At 40.5% G+C, this 18,943-nt stretch carries 16 protein-coding genes and 1 pseudogene; 10 read left to right on the plus strand and 7 right to left on the minus strand.

Annotated elements, in window-relative coordinates:
* Positions 1 to 27 precede the first annotated feature (27 nt).
* Positions 28 to 2,088 carry an alpha-xylosidase gene (locus I6F42_RS12120; protein WP_197152303.1) on the minus strand — a complete coding sequence of 687 codons (2,061 nt, stop codon included), beginning with the start codon at positions 2,086 to 2,088 and terminating at the stop codon, positions 28 to 30.
* Between the two features lie 107 nt (positions 2,089 to 2,195).
* Positions 2,196 to 2,963 (minus strand): sulfite exporter TauE/SafE family protein, encoded by a 768-nt coding sequence (locus I6F42_RS12125; protein WP_024589597.1) that lies wholly within the window; start codon positions 2,961 to 2,963, stop codon positions 2,196 to 2,198.
* 180 nt (positions 2,964 to 3,143) lie between these two features.
* Between I6F42_RS12125 and I6F42_RS12130 the strand changes: the two genes are divergently transcribed.
* The 8 genes from I6F42_RS12130 (at position 3,144) to I6F42_RS12165 (ending at position 8,987) form a co-directional block, all read left to right on the plus strand.
* On the plus strand, positions 3,144 to 3,893 hold the full coding sequence (locus I6F42_RS12130) for a GntR family transcriptional regulator (protein ID WP_024589596.1): 750 nt from the start codon (positions 3,144 to 3,146) through the stop codon (positions 3,891 to 3,893).
* A 215-nt stretch (positions 3,894 to 4,108) separates the two neighbouring features.
* Entirely contained in the window at positions 4,109 to 5,071 is a 963-nt protein-coding gene (locus tag I6F42_RS12135) for an aldo/keto reductase (protein WP_197152305.1), read from the plus strand.
* Between the two features lie 9 nt (positions 5,072 to 5,080).
* Positions 5,081 to 6,076 (plus strand): TauD/TfdA family dioxygenase, encoded by a 996-nt coding sequence (locus tag I6F42_RS12140; RefSeq protein ID WP_197152306.1) that lies wholly within the window; start codon positions 5,081 to 5,083, stop codon positions 6,074 to 6,076.
* Positions 6,076 to 7,080 (plus strand): YeiH family protein, encoded by a 1,005-nt coding sequence (locus I6F42_RS12145; RefSeq protein WP_197118323.1) that lies wholly within the window; start codon positions 6,076 to 6,078, stop codon positions 7,078 to 7,080. Before I6F42_RS12140 ends, I6F42_RS12145 begins: the two co-directional genes overlap by 1 nt.
* Positions 7,081 to 7,504: 424 nt before the next feature.
* Positions 7,505 to 7,714 carry a cold-shock protein gene (locus tag I6F42_RS12150; RefSeq protein WP_006792548.1) on the plus strand — a complete coding sequence of 70 codons (210 nt, stop codon included), beginning with the start codon at positions 7,505 to 7,507 and terminating at the stop codon, positions 7,712 to 7,714.
* Between the two features lie 186 nt (positions 7,715 to 7,900).
* A complete protein-coding gene (locus I6F42_RS12155; protein ID WP_010554515.1) occupies positions 7,901 to 8,110 on the plus strand; it encodes a cold-shock protein in 210 nt (69 codons plus the stop codon).
* A 187-nt stretch (positions 8,111 to 8,297) separates the two neighbouring features.
* Entirely contained in the window at positions 8,298 to 8,507 is a 210-nt protein-coding gene (locus I6F42_RS12160; protein ID WP_006792549.1) for a cold-shock protein, read from the plus strand.
* Between the two features lie 231 nt (positions 8,508 to 8,738).
* The gene (locus tag I6F42_RS12165) at positions 8,739 to 8,987 is read left to right on the plus strand and encodes a DUF3297 family protein (protein WP_002963088.1); all 249 of its coding nucleotides are present in this window, start codon (positions 8,739 to 8,741) and stop codon (positions 8,985 to 8,987) included.
* A gap of 113 nt (positions 8,988 to 9,100) precedes the next feature.
* Here the strand turns inward: I6F42_RS12165 and I6F42_RS12170 are convergent, their stop codons facing one another.
* From I6F42_RS12170 to I6F42_RS12180, 3 genes are all read right to left on the minus strand, one after another.
* Positions 9,101 to 10,579 carry a P-loop NTPase fold protein gene (locus tag I6F42_RS12170; protein ID WP_197152307.1) on the minus strand — a complete coding sequence of 493 codons (1,479 nt, stop codon included), beginning with the start codon at positions 10,577 to 10,579 and terminating at the stop codon, positions 9,101 to 9,103.
* Between the two features lie 66 nt (positions 10,580 to 10,645).
* Positions 10,646 to 11,479 (minus strand): alpha/beta hydrolase, encoded by an 834-nt coding sequence (locus I6F42_RS12175; RefSeq protein ID WP_165736402.1) that lies wholly within the window; start codon positions 11,477 to 11,479, stop codon positions 10,646 to 10,648.
* A gap of 146 nt (positions 11,480 to 11,625) precedes the next feature.
* Entirely contained in the window at positions 11,626 to 12,042 is a 417-nt protein-coding gene (locus I6F42_RS12180; RefSeq protein ID WP_197112666.1) for a MerC domain-containing protein, read from the minus strand.
* 141 nt (positions 12,043 to 12,183) lie between these two features.
* On the opposite strand from I6F42_RS12180, the gene I6F42_RS12185 reads away from it, so the two are divergent.
* Together I6F42_RS12185 and I6F42_RS12190 are read left to right on the plus strand one after the other, a co-directional pair.
* Entirely contained in the window at positions 12,184 to 14,595 is a 2,412-nt protein-coding gene (locus I6F42_RS12185) for a TonB-dependent receptor (RefSeq protein WP_197152308.1), read from the plus strand.
* Between the two features lie 32 nt (positions 14,596 to 14,627).
* Complete coding sequence (locus I6F42_RS12190; RefSeq protein WP_197152309.1) at positions 14,628 to 16,025, plus strand: 5-methyltetrahydrofolate--homocysteine methyltransferase; 1,398 nt, start codon at positions 14,628 to 14,630, stop codon at positions 16,023 to 16,025.
* A 96-nt stretch (positions 16,026 to 16,121) separates the two neighbouring features.
* On the opposite strand, the gene I6F42_RS12195 is transcribed toward I6F42_RS12190, so the two are convergent.
* Together I6F42_RS12195 and I6F42_RS12200 are read right to left on the minus strand one after the other, a co-directional pair.
* Positions 16,122 to 17,423: a DEAD/DEAH box helicase gene (locus tag I6F42_RS12195; RefSeq protein ID WP_197152310.1), complete on the minus strand. Its 1,302-nt coding sequence runs from the start codon at positions 17,421 to 17,423 to the stop codon at positions 16,122 to 16,124.
* Positions 17,424 to 17,570: 147 nt separating this feature from the next.
* Positions 17,571 to 18,757 (minus strand): annotated as a pseudogene (locus I6F42_RS12200) (alpha/beta hydrolase-fold protein).
* Positions 18,758 to 18,943: the final 186 nt, after the last annotated feature.

The raw sequence follows: 18,943 nt of genomic DNA on the forward strand, positions 1-18,943 counted from the left end.
TGTGTGTGTTTTTTATTAAGCCGAGTTTTATTTAGGCCATGCTGTTAATTGGCTCATGTCTTGTTCTGTGTGTTGAACCTCTGGGCCAAGTATTAGGCTGTCGCCTTCGCGTACAAATACTGCCATTTCTTCAAGTGCGAGTGTGTGCTCGTAGTACTTACTCCCTTCGTAAACTTGTTTATCGGGGAAGCGAATCCAATTGCCTTGCGGTAAATAAAACTTAACTTTACCGTTTGGTACTACACACGGCACAACCAGTAATTTTTCACCGCACATAAATTGCTGATCAAAACTATGTGCCAGTACATCATCAGGAAATGCCAATACCATGGCACGCTGAATCGGCAAGCCTGTTTGCTGCGCTTGCTCTGCACATGTTTGTAAGTACGGAATTAACTGGTAGCGTAATTTAAGTGCTGCAAATACCGCATCACTTGCTTGCTCGGTGTAAGACCACGGTTCGCGAGGACCAATACCGTGTAAGCGCATATGTGCGCTAAATACCGACGCTTGTGCCCAGCGCACGTAAAGTTCTGCGTCGCGGGTGTCTTTGTAAAAACCACCAATGTCAGTTGCAAAAAATGGCCCACCCGACATACCCCACGCTAAACTGCCACGAATGCTTGCCGCTAAACCCTGCCAATCGGCTTGCGGGTCGCCGCCCCACTGTGCAGGAAAACGTTGACTGCCCGTCCATGCTGAACGGCTAAACAAAAATGGCCCAGTTTTACAGTATTTTTCGGCGGCCTCAAAAACGCAGCGGTTGTACAACATGCTGTAAACGTTGTGTAGCCTAATACCGCTATCACCACTGTGAGATATCATATTGTCGTCTTCTAGCTGCTCGCCAAAATCCGCTTTTATCATATCTACGCCAAGCTCAAACAAAGGCTTATGCGATTCGAGCCAATATTCGTAAGCATCAGGGTGCGTAAAATCTAAAATACCCGATTCTGGCAGTGGCGTAAGTACTTCGCCAAATGGGCTTAAATCCCACTCGTACTGATACGCTTTGCCTGTGCGTTTGTCTTTTATTAGCCAACCGTTTTCGGCCGCTTTAGCAAATAATGGGTTATTTACCGAGATCATCGGGTATTCCCACACACAAATTTTAAAATCCATCGCTTTTAATTCATCAAGCACCGGTTTTGGGTCGGCGTAGCGTGTTGGGTCCCATTCAAATGCAAAGCGGGTGTCGGTGTCTTGCCATGCACGGCCATCAAGAGTAATTACGTCGCACGGCATATTTTTAGCGCGTACTTCGCGGGCAACACTAAGTAATTCGTCAGCATCTTTGTAATACGCTTTTGATAAAATAACACCAAAGCTCCACTGCGGTGGTACCGGTGCAAAACCTGTTAGCTCGCAGTAACGGTTGATGCTTTGGGCAGGTGTTTGTTCTTGATATAAAAATACATCTAGCGCGTCATCTTCAACTAAACATACATATGCACGTTGCGACCAAAGTGCATAACCTACGCCATGAGTTACCGGTGCGGGTGTATGTACAAATAAATTCCAGCCTTCTGGGCTCCATGCATACGGGGTATTTTTATAAGACTTTTCGGCGTTAACACCTAGCGCATCGTGGTTGTATGAACGAATAAGTTGGCCGCGTTTATCAAGCTTGCCCCATTTTTCGCCAAGACCATACACGGCTTCGTCGTAGTTAAGCTCTAGGCTTAATATCCAGCCGTTATCGGTTTTAGCTAGTGGCGGTAAACGGTGCTGGCGTACAAAGTGACCATCAGTTGCTGATTGCTGTACTAGCTCATCGTTTTTATAAAGTTTGAAATGAAAAGGGTCGCTGTAAAATTCTAGGCGGTATTCGCCACCACTTACGCTGTAATCATTATTGTTTTTGCTAAGTGTGAGGGGGTATTCTGATGGGGTTGTGGTTAATATTTTAAATTGCTCGTCATGCGTGGTGCCTGCATTTAAACGTAAGCCAAACTGGCTAATCGTTACGCTAATATCACCAAACTGAGTGGGCAAAACCAGCACATTACCTTGTAACTTTGGCTGTGCGGTTAAGCGTGCTGGCTCTATTGCGTTCCAGTCTGGCTCACGTAATTCAAATGCATTCATGGGAGTTCCTTAACCAATTATTAGTCTTGTATAAGACACAAGTTAAATAATTGTAATCCCCATGTCAACGTAAATAAACTCAAGATGAATTATTTACATCGCGATTTTTAAAATATCCCCGGCGCCGATGTTGCCACCAGCGATATACCACTTAGGCCAAGCAATGCAATTGCTATAATACGTACCCATTTAGCGTCAACGTAGGGCGTTAATTTACGAGCAAAATGCGTAACTAGCAACACTAAAGGAATAGCCGCTGCAATTAAAAACATAATGTCGAGCCCAGGCAAAGTACCAAATAAAGCGATACCTACACGTACTAGTCCACCAATAGTAAATACCGCTAATAACGTACTGCGAATAGCTTCAATAGACCAACTTTGCTTATAACATTGAAACACAAGCGGCGGCCCTGAGGTTGAAAACAACCCACCAAGTAACCCACTTACTCCACCGGCTATTAAAAATGAACGAGGACGACTTTGTTTATTTGTACGCTCGCGGCCAATCAGCATTAAAGCGCAGCAAAGCAAAATGCTTACACCTAAAGCAAAGTTTAAATAGTGTGTTAAATGTGACGACATATATTCAAGTAGTACAAAACCTAACAGCATTAGCGGAATACCGGTATACAACATAAGTTTTAGCTCGGGTACTTTTACCGAACTGCGGTTTTTAACGACCACGGTTGTTGAATTAACTAACCCCAGCAAACTCACTAAAAATGTAGTTGCCGTGAGTGGCAATACATCAAGTAACGTAAAGCTTGCAACCACCAGCAACCCAAAGCCAAACCCGCTAAGAGTTTGCATTACAGTGGCAAGGCTTAGGCACAGCGCCATAAGCAAAATGAGTTCAAAAGAAATACTGAGCACTTTTAATTTCCTAAGGGTGAGCTATTGTAGTGTAACGATTTGTTTTTAGGCATAATGTATATTTTGCGCCTATTAAACATTACAGCAGTAGTTCACGTTTAATTGAGCTAGCGCAAATATGCGTAAAAGGTTTCACCTATGCTATAACTACAGGTGGATTAAATTTAATGGTAAATAATAATGAGTAACTCTATGTTTGATCACAAATTAAGTGGCCCAAGCTTGGCTTTTCAACCACTTTACTTACAAGTGGCTGATTATATTAAACAGCTCATTGTTGAAAGACGTTGGGTACCTGGCGAAGCACTACCAAGCGAATTTCGCCTTGCTGAAGAATTTAACGTAAGCCAAGGTACAGTTCGTAAAGCACTAAACTTATTAACCGACAATAAAATAGTAACTCGTCGCCAAGGCGTTGGTACGTTTGTATCGCAACATACTGCGCAAGATGCCTTATTTAGGTTTTTTCCGTTACAAGCAGACGGTAAAGGTGCCGATTTGCCAAAGGCTGAACTGCTATCGGTTGAGCTTTGTGCAGCGCCAGTTGAAGTAATAGAAGCGTTACAACTCAATAAAAAAGACAAAGTTACCAAGCTTGTTCGTAGGCGTATTCTTGATAACGAATTTTGCATGAGCGAAACTATATACCTACCACAAAGCTACTTTCCTGATATACATCAAAGTAGTGATATTCCGCATACATTGTACCATTACTATCAGACCAAATTTAACCAAACTGTACACAAAACCCAAGACAGTATTAAAGCCGTACTTGCTACAATGGATGATGCCAAAATGCTTGCTATAAAAGCTGGCGATCCACTGCTGTTGGTATCACGCATTACCGAATCAATCGAAGGTAAACGTATTGAATACCGCCAAAGTAAATGCCGTAGCGATCATTACCACTATCAAATTGAACTTGATTAATTAAAAGCGTGTTTAGTGCTAAAAACCCACTTTAGCGCATAATAATTAAATATTTTTTAAAGGCAGCAAACGCTGCCTTTTTGCTGCCTGTAGGTTTTTTAACTGAACCATTTACTGCTTTGCTGTTAACACAGTATTGACACTGTTTGATTCGTATAATAACTTATGTCTTATACAAGACCTAAGTCATTATGCATTTTTAACAGGAATTCCCAATGAGTTCATTAAATAATATCCCTCCAGTAGGGTTCGGTTTATGGAAAGTCGCGCAAGAAGATTGTGCACAAACGGTATACCAAGCCATTAAGGCAGGTTACCGCCATCTTGATTGCGCATCAGACTACGGTAACGAAGAACAAGTAGGCGATGGCATCGCCCAAGCAATAAACGATGGCTTATGTACCCGTGAAGAATTATGGGTAACATCAAAACTGTGGAATACCTTTCATGCACCAGAGCATGTTGGCCTCGCGATTGATAAAACACTGAGTGATTTAAAGCTAGATTACCTAGACTTATACCTAATTCATTTTCCGATTGCGCAAACATTTGTGCCAATAGAAACCCGCTATCCTCCAGAGTGGTTTGTTGACCCTACGGCGCAAAACCCACAAATGGAGCTTGCAAAAGTACCTCTGTATTTAACGTGGCAAGCAATGGAAGAACAAGTACACAACAACAAAGCAAAACGCATTGGGGTATGTAATTACTCAAGCGCACTGCTTCACGATTTAATGACCTACGCAAATATCAAACCCGCTATGTTGCAAATTGAGTCGCACCCTTATTTAACGCAAGAGCGATTAGTAAGACTCGCAAAGCAGTACGATATTCCGGTTACTGCGTTTTCACCACTGGGTGCGCTTTCATACCTTGAGCTAGAAATGGCTGATAAAACTGAATCAGTTCTTGAGCAAAGCGTTGTTAAAGCGGCCGCACACAATCATGGCAAAACGCCAGCACAAGTAGTTCTTCGCTGGGGCGTGCAACGCGGCACTGCCATTATTCCTAAAACCTCAAAACTTGAACGCATGAAAGAAAATATCGCACTGTTTGATTTTGAATTAACAGAGCAAGAAATGGCGCAAATTTCTGCGCTTAACAGTAATCGCCGATTCAACGACCCTGGGCACTTTTGTGAAGCTGCCTTTAACCGTTTTCACCCAATTTACGATTAGGAACATACAATGTCAGCTACCGAAATTAACTACGCCTCAGTGCCAACTCAATTAACATTCGATGATTCGGTTTTTCCGTGCATTGTTGTTAATAACAATAACGCCAGCACCGTTGAAGAAGCGGTAGCTTTCATTCGCGCAAATAAAAGTGAATTGGCTACAAAACTTCGCAGCTCAGGTGCTGTGTTGTTTCGTGGCTTTCCTGTAAATAGCGCCGAAACATTTGATACTTTTTCAGCCGGGTTTGATTATGACAATTTTACTTATAAAGAGTCACTGTCTAACGCGGTACGTATTAATTTTACCGAACGTGTATTTACAGCTAACGAAGCGCCAAAAGATGTAGAAATATACTTACATCACGAAATGGCGCAAACGCCTATTTCGCCAAGTAAATTATTCTTCTTTTGTAAATCGGCCGCAGAAGAAGGCGGTGCAACACCTCTTTGCCGATCAGATAAATTATTTAGTGCATTAAAAGAATACGACAGCAAGCTTGCCCATGACTTTGAACACAAAGGCCTAAAATATACCACCTATATGCCAGCCGCTGACGACGCAACATCAGGCCAAGGCCGAAGCTGGAAAAGTACGCTAAGTGTAGAAACCAAAGACGAAGCACATAATAAATTAACCGAACTTGGTTACCAGTGGGAATGGCTTGAAGACGGCTCACTAAAAGCCGTTACACCAGTACTGCCTGCTGTAGTAACTCTTGAAAACAACGTACAGGTTTTTTATAACCAACTGATTGCCGCTTACATGGGCTGGAAAGGTGTACGCGATAATCCATCAATTGCCATTACCTTTGGTGATGGTAGTGCGATTCCTAAAGTTGGACTTAATAAAATTGTGGAGCTTTCTAAAGTATTTACCTTTGATCTTGCATGGCAAGACGGTGACGTTGCTTTAGTTGATAACGAAATGGCTATGCATGGTCGTCGCCCTTTTACAGGTGAACGTAAGCGCCAAGTGTTAGTAGCACTTACCGCAGCTAAAGCGTAATGCAGCGCTTAAGTAGTAAATTAAGCTGTAAAATATCACCTTTATGGCAAGGTGCCAGCATTGCTGCAATGACTGGCCTTGCCGCCTTATTTTTAAGCGAACATTATGGTGCGCCAGCCATGTTGTTTGCTTTGTTACTGGGTATGGCAGTCTCATTTTTGTATCAAAGCGATAGCCCTTGCGCCAAAGGTATCGATTTTACTGGCACCACGATTTTGCGTGTAGGTATAGTACTGCTAGGCACACGCATTGCGCTGGGAGATTTAGTAACACTGGGTTGGCAAACAGCACTTATGTTAGCGGGCGCCATATTTACCACTATTATTTTAGGTGTAGTGCTAGCGCGCGCATTTGGCTTACAAAAACGCTTTGGTGCACTAACAGGTGGCTCGGTTGCTATTTGTGGAGCGTCTGCTGCGCTGGCTATCTCGTCTATTATGCCAAACAGCGAACATAAAGAGCGCGACACCTTATTAACCGTTATTGGCGTAACAGCTATGTCGACCCTCGCTATGATCCTCTACCCTATTGTGGTTAATTATCTTGAGTTTGACGCCCATAATGCAGGCGTATTCTTAGGTGGCACAATACATGATGTAGCCCAGGTAGTGGGTGCAGGTTATTCGGTATCACCAGAGACAGGCGATATAGCAACTCTAACTAAACTTGTACGTGTTGCCATGCTACTACCTGTTGTACTTATTATGATGGTCGTTATTAATCGCTCAAACAAAGAAAAACACGGAGAATTACCTAAAGTACCTGGCTTTTTAATTGGCTTTGTAATACTCATGATAATAAATAGCTGCTTTTCACTTCCTACAATAGTACTTGAAACCGCTAACGAACTTTCGCAGTTCTTTTTAATTGCGGCTATTTCAGCCATAGGAATGAAAACTAATTTAGGAAAGCTTACCGAAGTAGGTATGAAACCCATTATTTTAATTGTGGCTGAAACACTTTGGATTGCATTATTAATACTTGGATTTGTAATTTGGAGCTAATGAATCAAGTTATTTAAGATATATATCAAAAAATCAGTAGGTAATTAGGTCATGTTTTAACCACTTAAAACTTGCATTTTACCTACTCTAGAACCGCGTTCTAATACAAACATAAAGCATTGATTAAATTGAAATTAACTCAAATTAAGACGCAAAAAAGATCACCTTAATCATGACTGGTTAGTTAAAAAACAAACAAACTAATAAAGCACTTACTCTAAAATAAATTTACAATAGGGCTTGGTATATAGCTCAATTTACTGTTATCCTGCTTGGCATCGGGTTGACAGAAAACCCTATTTATTTGTAAGTACCACGTTGTTTTAGTAATAATCCTTCGCGTTATCCTCAGTTAAATGTATGTTTTCTTCCTGTTAAATTGCCTAATTTAAGGCGCACTTTTATTAATTCTTAGGATACTATTATGTCTAATACTACAACTGGTACAGTTAAATTTTTCAACGAAGCAAAAGGTTTTGGTTTCATCGAGCAAGAATCTGGTCCTGACGTTTTCGCACATTTCAGCGCAATCTCTGGCGACGGTTTCAAAACTCTAGCTGAAGGCCAACGTGTACAGTTTACTGTTACTCAAGGTCAAAAAGGTCCACAAGCTGAAAACATCGTTAGCATCTAATTGCTTTCGTTAAAATGGGTTAGCAATAACCCATTTTGAATACTAGTTTGAAAGAAGTTTTGTTTTATTTGTTAGTACCCCGTTGTTTTAGTAATAATCCTACGCGATATCCTCAAGTTAACTATTTTTTCCGGCTCAATCGCCTCTTTTCAGGCACACTTATATTAATTTTTTAGGATACATATTATGTCTACTACAACTACTGGTTCAGTAAAATGGTTTAACGAAGCAAAAGGTTTTGGTTTTATCGAGCAAGAATCTGGCGCAGACGTGTTCGCACATTTTAGCGCAATCTCTGGCGACGGTTTTAAAACTTTAGCTGAAGGCCAACGTGTACAGTTTACTGTTACTCAAGGTCAAAAAGGCCCACAAGCTGAGAACATTGTTAGCATCTAATTGCTACACAATTTAATGGGTTAGTAATAACCCATTTTGAATACTAGTTTGAAAGAAGTTTTGTTTTATTTGTTAGTACCGAGTTGTTTTAGTAATAATCCTACGCGATATCCTCAAGTTAACTATTTTTTCCGGCTCAATCGCCTCTTTTCAGGCACACTTATATTAATTTTTTAGGATACATATTATGTCTACTACAACTACTGGTTCAGTAAAATGGTTTAACGAAGCAAAAGGTTTTGGTTTCATCGAGCAAGAATCTGGTCCTGATGTTTTCGCACATTTCAGCGCAATCTCTGGCGACGGTTTCAAAACTTTAGCTGAAGGCCAACGTGTACAGTTTACTGTTACTCAAGGTCAAAAAGGCCCACAAGCCGAGAATATTGTTAGCATCTAATTGCTATACAATTTAGTGGGTTAGAAATAACCCATTAATATATTTACCTTTATAATTATTTAGTCAAATATCTTCAAAACCTCCTCTGTAAATATTTTCCAAGCGCAATCTCATTTGTATACACAACTTATTAATTAGTACATTTTTAAACACATTTACTACTATCTCTCTTGAGCGAAAGCTTTGTATTGCCTACAATAGCGCATACTTCATTCAATATAGAATATGACCATGAACGACACTACCGCAAAACCTGCTTTACCAGATCGCCTTTCTATTAATCCACGCAGCCCACATCATGTGGAAGAAGTTTTTGAACACGATATTGGTATCACGTTCAACGGCAAAGAGCGTTTTGATGTTGAAGAATACTGCATCAGCGAAGGTTGGATAAAGTTTGCATCTCCAAAAGGCCTTGATCGTCGCGGACAACCACTTTTACTTACAAGAAAAGGCACTGTTGAAGCCTTTTATAAGTAGTTAATACTACTTACTAAAAAAGCGACACCATATTGGGTAGTCGCTTTTTTTGTGCTTGTTAAAAACAAAACTGAATAACCTAGCTGATAACCTTTACTCATATAGACTGCTGTTTAAGATAGCTGACCCGCTTGCTCAACTATATGTATGTAATTCGATAAATCTTTAATTAACTTAAACCCTCGATTTCTATTCGCATCATAAAGTCCTTTTTCTATATGATCTTTTAAGCTTTTTACAGGTACACCTCGTCCTTGAGGAGGAGTTAAATCAGGAGTATAAAGTTTAGTATTTGGATCACAAAACAGCTTTACTGATTCACTTATTTTATAATCGATTATACCTTTGTAAGTAGTCGCTAAATCAAAGTTATCTTGTTGAAACTCAGCAAATTTACTACCGTGTGTTTGATTGAAGATATTCGGCCCCCATTTATTTTTGAAATACGGATAAATTTCGGGGTGTCTGATTTTTAACACAATGATATAAAACAAAGGTAATGAAAATAGATAATCAGTCTTTTCTTGTGTTAATTGAATTGCATATAAAAGCTTAACTGCTTGTTCAATATCCCTTAAACCAGCCCGCATATACTCCGCAACCTTACTGAGTATGCCAATATTTATTATATCTTCTGATTTATTATCCGCTTGGAAAACCGGAACGAACACAGTTTCATTAGGCAAATACTTTGACCAAATAAAGTTACAGTACTTTTCTTTATCTGGGCTTTTAAGTGAATATTCTTGATCAAAAAATCGATTTAAATAACGTTTAGATTCGAATTTTTCACCGTAGACAGCATTAATCGAATGGCTTAGCTGCTCTGATGCAGTAGCGACAATAAAGTAGACGCCTTCGACATTAAATAAATGCTTAATCGTCTCTAACAATTGGATACTATAAGAAGGCTTGCAACGATCTAACTCATCAATCAAGATAAATAGAGGAGCTTTGAATGAAGCGCTACCTTCTAAACCTTCTACTAATAGCCTTAGGTTTTCCCTAAAATGGCCTATAGCATTTTTTGTTGTTTGATACTCTTTTAGTGCTAATTCAGCTGCCTTTGTAGAGATTGAAGAAGCAACAGTAGTAATATCTTTTGACAAACCAGACTGTTCAGCCCCCTTGACAGAAGCCCCTTCACTCTCTTGCTCATCTTCAAGTAAAGCCTCAACCCCTTGAAGAGACATACCAAAAAGCTGTTTAGTAAAAAAACCACCGAGTAAAGGAAGTGCTGCGTTTTTCATTGATCTTGCAATACCAGCTAATTTACCATCGGTCGCACTAAGTAAGCCTTGATTAGTCAATTCTTCATTTATTTCAGCAATAAAACTAAGTAAAGCATTTTCAGAAAAATCATTTTTCCATGCATCAAAACATACAACTACATGCTTCTTTTCTTTTAGCTCTTCTGCGAGGTTATTAATAAAATATGTTTTACCAAAGCCCCATTCTGCATTGACATTTAATACATAGTTTTTACTATGCTCAGCCTCTAATATTGCGTATTTACTCGTTAAAAACTGAACAAGCCATTGTCCTTCTTGTTTTCGATTCAACCTATCATCTGACCATAATTCAACCGACATATAATTTCCTTATTAATTTTACTAAAGCAACATATTAGTACGAACCGATATAAAAATCATACTTCATTATTCTGCAGCCAGCACCCAATCTAGGCCTTGGATTGCTGTTGTTGGAAATGCGGTTGCATGATTAGCGCCGTCAATAACAACACTTTTTAATTCTATATTGTCACTTTTAAGCGCATTAATTTTTTGCGTTAGCTGCTTAGCACCTTCAACCATATTTTGCCCTTCGCCGAAAGCTGGCGTTTCCATAGATCCAACTGATATATATACCCTTATAGGCAATTTTGGCTTATTCACTTTTAACGCTAATAGTGCATTGTTATCAAACCAAACCGATGGGCTGCCAATAATATAATTGCTAAATAAATCGGGTGTCGTTAATAAAATAGTCGCGCCAAATAAACCGCCTAACGAATGCCCCATGTAGGTTCTTTGTAAGTTACTGGCCCGATAGTTTTTTTCAATAAAAGGGAAAACTGTACTTTGTAAAAACTGAATATGCCCTTTGGCATTACCTGTTTGCTTTTTCCAATCTTTTGCAAAGGTAGGCGTGTAATCTCTAATTCGGCTGTTAGAGCCAGCGGACCCTTTTTCATAGCCAATTGCTACAATAATAGCCTGTTGCATTTTGCCACTATTCATAGGGAATCGTGTAGCCCCAGCAACGATGGGAAAGGTATACGGTGCATCGGTTACATAAATAACTGGATACGTTTTATTAGGCTGCTTTTGGTATGATTTAGGAAGCTGAATATACACAGGATACGCCCGCTCGCTAACGGGCTCAATGAGCTCAACCACGTTACTTCGGGGTATTGAATAAGGGGTATTTGCGCTTAATTTAAAACATATTAAGGCACTTAAAAGCAAAAGAGATTTTAAAATAAGAGGCACTGTATTGGTTAACTTAAGCTAAAAATAAATTAAGTACCTACTTTAAAGTACTTTTAGCGAATATTTAAGCTATCTAAAAAAACAAAGTTTAAATAAAAAATAAAGTGCCAGTGTAGCTTTCGTTTAAACCACCAGCACTTATAGCATTAAACCACTTGATCTGGCTCACCGCCTGAACATGGGCAGTTGTCGTCATTCTGTTTAAGACATTGCTGATAATTAAACCAATGGGCTACAGCAATAAACGCTGAGCCTATTAAGGTTAGCGCTTTTTCGAGCACTTCATGGCCTAGCAATACGGCAAATATCATAAAAGCTAAGCCTGTTACACCAGACACCATATAACGTGTACGTTTATGTTTTTTACAGCCTAAACTCAATGCCAACAAACTGGTTGGCATTACCGCCGCAAGAATCCATAAATGAAATTGCTCACTATCTATTTGCATTACAGCAAAGCTTGGTAATAACGCTAAAATAACCGGGGTTGCAAAGCAATGCACTGTGCACATTACCGATAACCCTATTGCCATACGATCCATAACACTTTGACTCGACTTCATTATTTCCTCTACTAAATCAGTGTCTCCACTCAAAAACGCTACTTTTAAGGAGACATTTTAATAACATCAGTTAACTACTGTTGATATATTATAACATTACTCGCATAATTGATATAATATAACATCCAACAAGGTAGTCAAATGAAACGTAGATCACAATTAGCTGTTCTCATAGCAGCTTTATTGCCGGCTAGTGTGCTGGCATCCACAATAGAAGGCGTTGTGTTAAACAACAAAGGTAAAGTAGTTACCAATGCAACAGTAGAAGTTGAAGGCTCAGACCTTAAAGTAACCACCGATGAAAACGGTAAATTTTTTATAACCGAGCTAAAAAATGGCTTAAAAGAGCTTCACGTTGTAGCCCCTGGTTATGCGCATCTTCATCGCGATATAACAATAACTAATGATGAAAACCAATCGGTTACTTTTAATTTAAAGCGCTCGCCTATTGAAGTTATTGATATTGAAGCGACCCCTATTCATATGTCGGCAATGGAATCTGCATCGCCTGTTAGTGTTTTATCTGGCGAACAACTAAGACGACAACAAGCTGCAACCCTTGGCGACAGCCTTGAAAAACTCCCAGGCGTTAATACAAATTTTCACGGTAAAGTAGCCAGCACACCTATTATTCGTGGTTTAAGCGGCCCTCGCGTACTTATTACTCAAAATGGCCTTGATGTTAGTGATGTTTCGCGCGTTGGCCCCGATCACTCTGTTGCATCGGAGGCGTCTACCGCACAACAAATTGAAGTATTACGCGGCCCTGCAACGCTGTTTTATGGCAGTGGCGCAGTTGGTGGTGTGGTTAATGTAGTAGATAACCGCGTACCTACCGACAGCACCACGCGTGGTGAATGGAACCTAGAACATAACTCGGTAGATAACCAAAAAGTGGCCTCGTTTAATGCCACCACAGGCACAGACTCGGTGGCTTTTTACGCCGATGCATTTTGGCGTGAGGCCGATGACTACGGGGTACCTGTAGCTGCCGATATAGATAGCGACGGTGAAGGCCATAGTAGCGATTACAAAGTTGAAAACAGTAATGAAGAGTCTGACGGTTTTACTGTTGGCGCTAGCTATTTAATGGATAACGGCTTTATTGGCTTAGCAGTAGAGCAATTTAATCGTCAATACGGTATTCCTGGTCATACGCACGGCGAGGAAGAAGAGGAAGAACACAACGACGAAGAAGAAAGCGTATTTGCTGATTTAGAGCAAACTAAAGTGCAATTATTAGGTGAGTACAACCTAGATAATAAATGGCTAAACAAAATAAATCTCCGCGCTGGCCATACCGACTACGAACACGCTGAAATTGAGAGCGGCGCTGTTGGCACTACCTTTAAAAACGAAACCAACGAATTACGCATAGACCTACTGCATAACCAATTTAACGAATGGAATGGCGGTATTAGTTTTCATTACAAGCAAAGCGATGTTGAAGCACAAGGTGAAGAGGCCTTTACTCCTCCATCAGAGACCGAAAGCTTTGCTGTAGCGTTAATGGAAGAAAGGCACTTTGGGGATTTTTTAGTGCAGTTAGGTGGGCGCATAGAGCGTGTAACAATTGAAGCAGGCGACGTATTACTGCCAAATATTGACGCTCACGCACACGATGAAGCAGAAGAAGCCGACGAGCATGATCATGACCACGAAGAAAGCGCAGAAACCACTCGCGTATTTGATGTAGAGCATGAATTTACGCCAGTCAGTTTATCGGCAGGGGTAGTATGGAATTTTACATCTAGCTATAACTTAGGGCTTTCGGTATCGCGCTCTGAACGTGCACCTTCTGCCTCTGAGTTGTTATCGTTTGGGCCGCATATTGGCACTGGCACTTACGAAGTAGGCGCACTATTTGATTTAGATGAAGATGGCCATTTGGGTTTATCTGAACAAGCAATTGACCTGGAAACAGCCAATAATATCGATTTAACCCTACGTAAAACTCAAGGCGATGTTGGCTTTATTTTAAATGCCTTTTACAACCAAGTAGATAACTATTATTACCAAATAGACACCGGTTTATTCGCCGAAAGTGGACACGACCATGGCGATGAAGAAGAAGGCGTTGACGAGCACGACCATTCATCAGAGCTACCCGTTTATTTATTTAAAACAGATGATGTAGTTTTACACGGCTTTGAAGCGCAAGTTGCATGGCAACTAACTAACGAGTTTAAGCTAGATGTATTCTCTGACTACGTTCGTGCACGCCTTAAAGACGGCGGCGATTTACCCCGAACACCACCGCTTCGTTTTGGCAGCGAGCTAAGCTATCAAACAGATAAACTCAGTGCGCATATTCACGTAACTCGCTATCAAAAGCAAGACCGCACAGCCCCACAAGAAACAGCCACAGACGGTTACACCTTGGTTGATGCGAGCATCTCTTACGACCTTTCAGTGTTAAACCAAGATATGTCTGTGTACCTACGAGGCACTAACTTAACAGATACAGAAGCACGCGTGCACAGCTCGTTTGTAAAGGATATAGCGCCACGTCCAGGACGTAGTTTTGCGCTAGGTATTCGCGGTTATTTTTAAGTGTTAAAAAATTATAATTAAAGGAAATAAACATGAAAAAACTATATCAATTAAAGCTTATTGCACTCGCTATTAGCGCTACATTTATTACGGCCTGTGGCGATGCAGAAACCAACATTGTGGAAAAAGATCCTATTGTTGTAGAAGACGAGCACAATCATGACGGTGATCACGACCATGACGACGGCTATACCATACACTCACTTGGCAGGCTTGCCGTTCTGGCAGGTGACAGTAACGAAGCTAGCTTTTTTGATTTAGATAACAACGAATTACTTGATACATTTACACTAAACAATGACTCAAACACGTTATCTGCATCACCAGGCTTTCGTTATGCTGTTATTGCTAATCGTACTCAAGATTACCTAGGGTTTATAGACGGCGGTATGTGGCGCGAAGATCACGCAGAGCACTTGCATGATTATGAGCAAGGCCCTGCGTTTAGCAGCTACGAGCTAACAAGTGGTAGTCGCCCTACACACTTAATAACTCATGACGGGCAATTAGCAATATTTTACGATGGCGATGCAGAAACCGGTACGCCTGCCTCAGTAGAAGTGCTAACCGATAACGATATTACCAATACAACAACTACATTAACGGGCATTAACTACGACATTAACATGCATGGTGTAGCTGAGCCTCGGGGCGAGCATTTACTCTCAACCATTCGCCGCGACGATGTAAGTAATACATCAAATGCCAAAGTACTTCCCGATCAAGTGGGTGTTTATCATCTTCACGATGGTAATTACGAACTAGAGCAAACGTTAGAAATAACCTGCCCCGATTTACACGGCGCAGCACAGAATCACGATTATGTTGTATTTGGTTGTGGTGATGGTGTATTGATTGCCCATCAGCAAGGTGATGTATACAGCGCTCAAAAAGTTGTAAATATAGATGCCGTAGGCGATCAGCGCATTGGTACTTTGTACGGCCATAAAAGCAATGACACAATTTTTGGTATTGCCGCAGGGCATGATTGCAGTGGTTCAGTATTGCTTAGCATTCATCCTGAAAATGCCGAAATGGAAGAAGTAGAATGGCAACTTGCTGATGGCGCAAGTGCTGTTTCTTATTCTTTTTCAGCCAGTGGTGAACACTTTTTAATACTCGACAGCCTAGGCTTTTTAAATGTACTTACTGGGCATGAACATGACGGTGAAATGCACTGGGAACTCGCAGGCCAAGTAGATATTACTCAAGCAGACGTAACCACAATGCCCGAAGGAATGAGCTTTAGTATGACAGTGGCGCAAAGTGGTCAGTTTGCTTATATTGCCGATCCAATTGCTCAACACATAGTGCAAGTACACCTTGAAGATCTAGAAATTGAAAGTGAGCTAGAGTTAACTTTTCCACCTGCAAGCATTACCTGGTTAGGGATTGCACAAGAAATAGAAGATGAAGATCACGACCATTAATTTAAAACTAACGCTTTAAGTTAAAGCCACAAAAAAAAAAACCGTAATTAGGTTTACTAATTACGGGTTTTTACAGCTATTTATTTAGCTCTATTGTTACTTACGACGCCAGCCACTCCACACATCATCTATATCATCGGCTTTATTTTTTTTCTTTTTCTTGCCTGTGCCTTCTGGTTTTGCCATTGGCTTTTCATTTTTAAGCGCATCAGCTGCATCAAGATTAGCTTGGTTTACAGCAAAACCGGTTACTTCTTCACGCTCTAGGCGTAGTTTGTTTTTCTTCTCGATTATTTTAAAGTGATGCAAATCTTCATAATCAACCAATGAAAGCGCTAAGCCTACTTCACCAGCACGGCCGCTTCGACCAATACGGTGCATGTAATCAGCAGGACTGCGTGGTAGATTAAAGTTTATTACCACTGGCAGCTTTTCAATATCCAAACCACGTGCAGCAATATCGGTTGCGATAAGTACTTCGATTTCGCCCGCTTTAAACTTTTCTATTACACGAGTTCGCTCACTTTGGCCTTTATCGCCATGAAATACTTGTGCATTAACACCGCGTTTTTCAAGTTTGCTGGCTAAGTGCTCACAATCTTTTTTGGCGTTCACAAAAATCAGCGCTTGGCGCCATTTATGGGTTTTAATTAAATGCGCTAAAACCGTGGTTTTTTCACCTTTATTAACCGTAAAAACACGTTGTACTAAAGTGCTTTCGTCTTTGTTTTGTACTTGTATTTCAACTGGGTCGTTTAAAAGCTCTTGCGTTAATAGCTTAACTTGCTCAGGGAAAGTTGCTGAAAACAACATGGTTTGTTTTTTAGCAGGCATTAACGCTAAAAGATCAGCTAGCTCTTCGGTAAAGCCAAGGCTTAGCATACGGTCGGCTTCATCAAGCACAAGCGTAGTTACATTATCGAGCTTAATCGCATTGCTTGAGATTAAATCAAGTAAGCGACCAGGTGTTGCCACAATAATATCGGCGCCGCCGCGCAGTGCCTGCATTTGTGTATTAACCGATACACCACCAAACACCGCAACTGTTTTAATTGCACCATTAAAGTTAGCAGAATACGATTTAACGCTATCGGCCACTTGCGTAGCAAGCTCACGCGTCGGTACTAAAATAAGCCCCGTTACAAAATTACCTTTGCTGGCAGTATTTTTAGCGCCCTGCTCAAGGAAAGCTTTTTGCAACATAGGTAATGCAAACGTTGCTGTTTTACCTGAACCCGTGTTTGCCCCTGCAATTAGGTCACTACCCGCAAGCACACTAGGTATAGCCTTAGCTTGAATAGGTGTAGGCTGGGTATATTCCAAATCGGTTAATCGAGCTAATAGCTCTGGAATAAGGCCAAGTTCGGAAAAAGTGCTAGGGCTTGTGGCTGAGGTCATATTTATTACGGGCTTATTGCTAAAAAAGTAGCCTGTAATTTTAGCGTATTTAGCGCTTATTAAGTAGAGATTAGTGATTTAAATATCAGTGGCGTGTTGTAAAGGTAACTGTAAGCTCAGGCTAGCCCCGCGCATTGTCCTTTTATATTACTGGGTTTTATTTAACTGTGTTTGTAATCTACTTTTAGTCTCTTTTAAGGTATCTAAATAGGGGTATGTGGTATCTACGACATTTAAAGCAGCCTCTATTTTAATAAGTGCCTGTTGTATATTACCCTGTAATTCATAGCCATAACCTAACCCCCATAGTGCATCAACAGATTGTGAGTGATGCTTAACATTATGCTTAAATACTGCCACAGCCCGCTCATATTGCTGCATATTTACTAGGTTGTAACCAAGTTGCCTAACAGCCGCCTCTGGAGGTGTTATTTGCTCCCCCCATTGCTGAGATAACTTTTTATAATAAACATCAATAGATTCTATATCATCGCTTAAAGCACTCATGGGCATTTGTTTGGGTAAAAATAAATGATGGTAAGCATTAAAGGCCCCAGCGGCAGATGTTAAGTTATGCGATACATTTTCAAATGCGTCACTGAAAAAGCGTAAATTTGGCAAGCTATTAGATTGTAAAGCTTGCTGCAGCTCATTATATCGCTCACGCATTAAGCCAGTTTCTTCGCCAATATTTATATAAACATAGTTATTCAGGTCTTTTGATTTATTGATAAACGACTTAGTCGCTTTTACCGGTGCGCCATAGTTCCACCAAACGGCAGGGCTGTAAGCAATATGCGCTTGGAAAAGCTCAGGGTTAGCTTGCATAGTATAAAGTGCAAACACGCCTGCTGCTGAGCCTCCAGCAATCACATTAAAGTTATGCGTACGATAGCTTTTATTAATCAAGGGCATAAGCTCTTGCTCAATAAATGCTAAAAACTTTGCTGCGCCTCCGCCTTCACCTACCGGGCCTTGTGGCTCTTTATTAACTGTGGGGTATAAATCTCTTAAGCGATTAGTGTTTTCAATAGCGACAATAATAACCTCAGGCGCACGATTATTATTTTGTAAGCGCTCAATAACAGCACTGGCAAGCGGTATATTACCCGCGCCATCTAAGCGATATATAACAGGATATACCTTGTTTGGCTCAGATTGATAGCTCTTAGGTAACTGAACGACAACTGTGCGTTCTTCGTTTAAAACAGCCGATTAAATGTATGTGTGTGTTGCGGATAGCCAATGGTTTGCTGTTTTAAATCAGGCTCTGCAAGTGTGCTATTGGAAACTATAAATAAACTACCTATAAAAACAGCGGTTAATAAACGCATGACTAATCCTTTATAAAATAGTGTGTTATTTAATCTAACAGGCTTTGAGTGTCCCGTCCTAAAATACGTTGACGGTTTTAATTGAAGGCCAGTAGCTTTTGCTCCTGGCTTTTTTGTGCACTTGGTTTGGTGTTTTCATTCCTAAACTCAAATGCGGCCTCATTTCATTGTATATTAATATTGATT

Source organism: Pseudoalteromonas sp. SWYJZ12 (assembly GCF_015864395.1).
Lineage (GTDB): Bacteria > Pseudomonadota > Gammaproteobacteria > Enterobacterales > Alteromonadaceae > Pseudoalteromonas > Pseudoalteromonas arctica.